Source organism: Paraburkholderia solisilvae (assembly GCF_902859875.1).
Lineage (GTDB): Bacteria > Pseudomonadota > Gammaproteobacteria > Burkholderiales > Burkholderiaceae > Paraburkholderia > Paraburkholderia solisilvae.
The window spans coordinates 140,645-146,644 of record NZ_CADIKF010000009.1 but is presented as its reverse complement, the minus strand read 5'-3'; the positions used below and the strand labels follow the sequence as shown (position 1 = coordinate 146,644).

Here is a 6,000-nt window from a genome sequence, read left to right as displayed (position 1 = left end):
CACGCGGCCGGAGGGCGATGAGGCGAAGCAGATCGCGAACGACCTGCGCAACTGGGTCGGCAAGGAGATCGGCCCGATTGCGAAACCGAAGGACATCCGCTTCGGCGACAACCTGCCGAAGACGCGTTCGGGCAAGATCATGCGCCGTCTGCTGCGCTCGCTGGCGAAGGGTGAAGAGATCACGCAGGATGTGTCGACGCTCGAGAATCCGGCGATTCTGGATCAGCTTGGCGAATCGCGTTGAGTCAGGTGCTCGTGCGCAAGCGAGACGCTTGAGCGGGCAGAGATCAGGCATGCGCAACCCATGCGCCTGCCTGATCTGAACAGCCGGTACAGCCCTACAGCAACACCACGACCGCAGTATTAAAAGCCGTTGCGCGGACAATCCTGATTGCGTGCGCAACGACTTTTTGTTACATAGGCGCATGACCGCGCCGCACGCTTCTTCCCGACAAACGATCAATCCACCGCCCGAACCGCCGCCGGTTTCGGATGCGATGGCGCGCGCGCATCAGCGGTACTGGCGCTTCAACCTCATGCTGATTGCAGCGCTGATGCTGATCGGCTTCGGCGTGTCGTTTATCGTGCCGGCCGCGTCGCGCGGCTTGTCGACGGTGCGGCTGTTCGGTTTCAGCCTGCCGTTCTACGTCGGTGCGCAAGGGGCGATTCTCGTCTACCTCGCGTTGATCGTGGTGTATATCGTGTCGATGCAATACGCCGACCGCGCGTTGCAGCGCGCATTCGACGCGGATGCCGTCGCGCGGCAAACCAGCCGATGAAACTCGCGCATCGGCTGATCCGCTCGTATTCAATCTATACGCTCGGTTTTCTGCTTTTTATCTATATCGCGTGGCGCATCGAAGCGGCGAGCGGGCCCGGCATGTGGGTCGGCTATGTGTTCCTGTTCGTGCCGATCGCGGTCTATGCGGTGATCGGCTTGCTGTCGCGCACGTCGGATCTGGTCGAATACTACGTGGCCGGGCGGCGTGTGCCGTCCGCGTTCAACGGCATGGCGACCGCGGCCGACTGGCTTTCCGCGGCGTCGTTTATCGGTCTTGCGGGTTCGCTCTACGCGACCGGTTATGACGGCCTCGCGTACATGATGGGATGGACAGGCGGTTACTGCCTCGTCGCCTTTCTGCTCGCGCCGTATGTGCGCAAGCTTGCGCGCTACACGATTCCCGATTTTCTCGGCACGCGTTTTTCGAGCAACCTGGTGCGAGGGCTCGCGGCACTCGCCGCCATTCTCTGTTCGTTCGTCTATCTGGTTGCGCAGATTCAAGGTGTCGGGCTGATCGCGACGCGCTTTATCGGCGTCGACTTCGCGATCGGCATCTTCTGCGGGCTGGCCGGCATTCTGGTGTGCTCGTTTCTCGGCGGCATGCGCGCGGTGACGTGGACGCAGGTGGCGCAGTACATCATCCTGATTGCGGCGATCCTGATTCCGGTTTCGTTGATTGCGCATAAGGATGGGCTCGGCTGGGTGCCGCAATTCAACTATGGGCGCGTGATGGAGCGGGTCGAAGCACTCGAGCGCCAGGTGCGCGATGCGCCGCAGGAGCAGGCGGTGCGCGCGGTGTATCGACGGCACGCCGCGCAAGTGCAGGTGCAGATCGATGCGTTGCCGCAATCGTTCGACGATGAGAAGCGCGGGCTGACGCAGCGACTCGATGAATTGCGCCGACGCAATGGGCCGCTGCGCGAGATTGCCGATCTCGAACGCAGGCTCGAGCGGTTTCCGCGCGATGCATCGGCGGCGCGGATTGTATGGACCCAGCAACGTGATGAACTGCTCACACTGGCCGCGGCGCCGGTGCCGATGCACGAGCCGTTTCCGGACGAAAGCGAAGAAGACCGGCGCGTGCACAAGCGCAATTTTCTCTCGCTGCTACTGTGTCTTTCGCTGGGGACCGCGAGCTTGCCGCATATTCTCACGCGCTATAACACGACGACGTCGGTGGCATCCGCGCGGCGCTCGGTCGGGTGGACGCTGTTTTTCGTCGCGCTGTTCTATCTGACGGTGCCGGTGCTGGCGGTGTTGATCAAGTACGACATCCTGACGAACCTGGTGGGCGAGCGCTTTTCGGATCTGCCGCAATGGGTGATGCAGTGGCGCAAGGTCGAGCCTTTTCTGATCAATATCGCGGATCTGAACGGCGACGGCATCGTGCGCTGGAGCGAGATTCAGATGCAGCCGGATATGGTCGTGCTGGCCGCGCCGGAGATTGCGGGGCTGCCGTATGTGATGTCGGGATTGATCGCGGCGGGCGCGTTGGCTGCGGCACTTTCGACTGCGGATGGGTTGTTGCTCACCATTGCGAATGCGCTGTCGCACGACGTTTACTACCACATGGTCGATCCGGAAGCGTCGAGCCAGCGACGGGTGACGATATCGAAGATTTTGCTGCTGGGTGTCGCGTTGTTTGCGTCGTATGTGGCGTCGTTGAATACGGGGAATATTCTGTTTCTCGTGGGCGCGGCGTTTTCGCTGGCGGCGTCGAGTCTGTTTCCGGTGCTGGTGCTCGGCGTGTTCTGGAAGCGGACGACGCGGCTCGGCGCGGTGGCGGGGATGGTGGCGGGGCTCGCGGTGTGCGTGTATTACATCGTGTCGACGTATCCGTACTTCACGCAGATGACGGGCTTCGCCGGGCCGCGGTGGTTTGGCATCGAGCCGATCAGTTCGGGGGTGTTCGGGGTGCCGGCGGGGTTTGTGGTGGCGATTGTCGTGAGTCTGGTTGACCGGAAACCGGATGCGTATACGAGGGCGTTGGTCGACTATATTCGGCACCCTTGAATGCGCCCGGATGGCCATAAGCACGTCGGCCATTCGGGATATGTTCGAGCGCTCCGGAGTTTGCTATAATGCGCGTCCCGCCGGAGAGATGGATGAGCGGTTTAAGTCGCACGCCTGGAAAGCGTGTATAGGTTAATAGCCTATCCGGGGTTCGAATCCCCGTCTCTCCGCCAGGAACAAATTCAAAGAAGTTCAAAGCCGCTCAATAGAGCGGCTTTTTTCATTTTAGCCCCTGATTTCAAGGGCTTTCGCGGATAATCGCTGTTCAGGGGCGTTCAAAAAGATTCAAACAAAGCCGGTTTTGCAGCGGGGTACAAGCCCGGGGTACTTTGGTTTGAGTCGAGAACGGTGGGGTACATGGGGTACTCACCGCATCGGACGCCGGGGTGCGACGATGCCGAAATTAACAGAGCTTCAAATCAAAAATGAGCGGCCGGGCGAGAAGCCGCGCAAGGTCTATGACGAAGGCGGGCTGTTCCTGCTCGTCAATCCGAATGGCTCCGCGTATTGGCGCATGCGGTACGTGCTCGGGAGCAAAGAAAAACTGATTCAACTAGGCGTGTATCGCGCCGCTGGCTCCGACACGATCAAGATGCGCGTCGGCGAAGCGCGGAGAGAGCGCGACGCGAAGCGCGAATTACTTCGGCAGGGAGTTGATCCGTCGGCGGATAAGCGAGCCGCTACAGAGAAGAAAAGGCTTGAGGCGGAGCAAAGCCGCGTCGCGACTGCCGAGCTGCGCGAGAAGCGGCGCGCGGCCGCCGCCGCCGGCAAGATGGCCGCAGTCGACGCCGCGCGCACGGTGCGAGTCGTCGCCGATGAATGGCTCGCGACATATCGCGCTGGCTGGAGCGTGAAGCACGAGCGGCAAAATGTTCAATCGCTGCGCGATCACGTCTACCCGATCATCGGCGACCTGCCGATTCGCAATGTTGGCACGGCCGAAATCATGAGCGTGCTTACGCCTTTGCTGGCGGCTGGCAAGGCGGAAACCGCGCGCCGCGTCCGGCAACGACTCGGCGGGGTCTTTCAGCACGCGGCGCTGCGCGAGTACATCGACCGCGATCCGGTGCCGCTCGTCGCGAAGGAATTCGGGAAGCTGCGCGCGTCCGCACTGAAGGTCAACCCGCAACGGAAATTCCCTTGCGTTCCGCCGGACGAGTTGCCGGGCCTGCTACGCGCGATGGCCGGATATACAGGCGTTGTCGTGCGGCTCGCGCTTCGATTCACGTCGATGACCCTGGGACGCACGACCGAAGTGCGCGGTGCGAAGTGGACGGAGTTTTACGAGCTCGACGGTGACGCTCCGATATGGCGCATTCCTGCCGAGCGCATGAAAGCACGTCGGCCGCACGACATACCGCTGCCGCGCCAGGCGTGCGAAGTCCTGCGCGAGCTACGCAGATATACAGGCGACGACGAATACCTTTTCCCGCATGATCGCAAGCGCGACATGCCGATGAGCGAAAACGCGATGCTTTACGCGATTTGGTCGATGGGCTATCGCGGCCGGATGACCGGGCACGGGTTCCGCGCGCTCGGGTCGACGATCCTTCACGAGCACGGCTTTCGGCACGAGGTCATCGAACGCGCGCTGGCGCATGAACAGGACGATAAGGTCGCCGCCGCGTATAACCGCGCCGACTATCTGGACGAGCGCCGCCGGATGCTGCAGTGGTACGCCGACCGTCTCGACGCGATAGAGGCAGGTAAATCGACTTCCGTTGCTACACCGCTGCGTGCGGCGGCGTGAGCAACGATATCTCAGTGGGTAATAGCGGCGATGCGAGCCATTGTGCCGCAAGGGTTTTCACGCGTTTTGCCGGTGTTTTGAGTTCAAAGACGTTCAACTGAATTCAGTCGTGACGATAGGATTTGCACACTGTCGCAATTGAAGCGGCTCAGAACGTGAGGTCATACGCATGAAAATCATCCGTATTAAAGAGGTTCAAAGCAAAACCTCTTTGAGCAAAACGCTAATCCATTACAAGGTGCGCGAGGGGTCGCCGTACTACGACGCGAGTTTTCCTAAGCCCGTGCCACTGGGGGCGCGAATGGTCGGATGGGTCGAGGCAGAGGTGGACGATTGGATCGCGGCACGCGTAAGCGCATCGCGCACGGGGCAAACCGTCTCGCAGGTGACAGCATGAGCGGACAAGACGACCTGCGCGTGATCGATCAGGTGCACCGCCGCCGCGCTTCGCCGGAACTGTCCAAAGCGTTCGCGGATGCAGTTTTAAAACTCTTTCAAGGGTGCGGCTGGTTGGCCAGTCCTGTTGCACTCGAAGACTTCGACGCTATCCCGCCACTCTATGACGACGTGAGTGCGGCTTTCCGAGCCGCGAGCGGTGACTATGTCGACTTGCGAATCGGCGCGACAAATGAGCGGCACGCCGACATCGTTTGCCTCATTTCGCGCGTTTTGGCGCTGACTGCGTGCGGCTGTGGACGACTGCCTGACTCGCCAATTGAGACGCGCCGGCTGGTGGTCGATGTCATGGCGCGGTCTGAACGCCTACCCGCTGATGCTGCGTCACTTGACGCTTGCCTTTCCATCCCGGCGTTCGGGTGCGCGGTTGACGAGTTGCTTGCCGCGCTGGATGAAATGCGAGGCGAGGAGGTGCCGGCATGAGCAACCAACAACCCCGCCGCGTGCTCGGGCTGAAGCCGGGCTACGAATCGCGCGCCAGGGCGCTCGCCGTCGAGCAGCGCGAGTTTCACCGCAAACAAAGCGAGCGGCCGGCCGCGTGCGGCGACGCACGCCCGGCGCACGCGAACGGCAAGCGCCCGCAAGGCAAGCCGGTCGACCCCGCGCAACTCTGGAGCATGCCGTTCGAAACGCGCGCCTTGCTGATCATCGAAGACCCGAAAGCCGGCGACAAAACCGGCCGCATGTACCACTGTCAGCACGTGCGCGGCGATGGCGCGGCGCTCGGTCGTCTGCTGGTGCGTCTGCCGTTCGGCGCGCCGACGCTGCAGAAAGGCACGAGCATCGAAGCGGCCGGCACGGTCGCGACGCGCGCCAATGGCCGGTTCGCGCCGCTCGTGTCGATGATTGCGACGCGCTGGACTGCGCGGCCGGCGAAGTAAGGGAGGTAGGCCATGAAACTCTGTACCATAGCTTGCAATACGATAAGCATAACTAACCGAATTCGAGGCGTGCTCGGCGCGGGTGCGCTGGTGGCGCTGACGGGCTGCGCCGTCGCGCC

At 61.9% G+C, this 6,000-nt stretch carries 7 protein-coding genes and 1 tRNA gene; all 8 read left to right on the top strand.

Annotated elements, in window-relative coordinates:
* Positions 1-244: AMP-binding enzyme (locus HV675_RS08300; protein ID WP_425496132.1), on the top strand; the 244-nt coding region annotated here is incomplete at its 5' end.
* 181 nt (positions 245-425) lie between these two features.
* Complete coding sequence (locus tag HV675_RS08295) at positions 426-779, top strand: DUF4212 domain-containing protein (protein ID WP_175110397.1); 354 nt, start codon at positions 426-428, stop codon at positions 777-779.
* The gene (locus HV675_RS08290; protein ID WP_175110396.1) at positions 776-2,794 is read left to right on the top strand and encodes a sodium:solute symporter family protein; all 2,019 of its coding nucleotides are present in this window, start codon (positions 776-778) and stop codon (positions 2,792-2,794) included. Before HV675_RS08295 ends, HV675_RS08290 begins: the two co-directional genes overlap by 4 nt.
* An 82-nt stretch (positions 2,795-2,876) precedes the next feature.
* Positions 2,877-2,967, top strand: a tRNA-Ser gene (locus HV675_RS08285).
* A 221-nt stretch (positions 2,968-3,188) separates the two neighbouring features.
* Positions 3,189-4,544 carry a tyrosine-type recombinase/integrase gene (locus HV675_RS08280; protein ID WP_175110395.1) on the top strand — a complete coding sequence of 452 codons (1,356 nt, stop codon included), beginning with the start codon at positions 3,189-3,191 and terminating at the stop codon, positions 4,542-4,544.
* A 169-nt stretch (positions 4,545-4,713) separates the two neighbouring features.
* A complete protein-coding gene (locus tag HV675_RS08275) occupies positions 4,714-4,941 on the top strand; it encodes a helix-turn-helix transcriptional regulator (RefSeq protein WP_217478061.1) in 228 nt (75 codons plus the stop codon).
* Entirely contained in the window at positions 4,938-5,423 is a 486-nt protein-coding gene (locus tag HV675_RS08270) for a hypothetical protein (RefSeq protein WP_175110394.1), read from the top strand. The genes HV675_RS08275 and HV675_RS08270 overlap by 4 nt, the downstream gene beginning before the upstream one ends.
* On the top strand, positions 5,420-5,881 hold the full coding sequence (locus HV675_RS08265) for a hypothetical protein (RefSeq protein WP_175110393.1): 462 nt from the start codon (positions 5,420-5,422) through the stop codon (positions 5,879-5,881). The genes HV675_RS08270 and HV675_RS08265 overlap by 4 nt, the downstream gene beginning before the upstream one ends.
* The last annotated feature ends 119 nt before the right edge of the window (positions 5,882-6,000 follow it).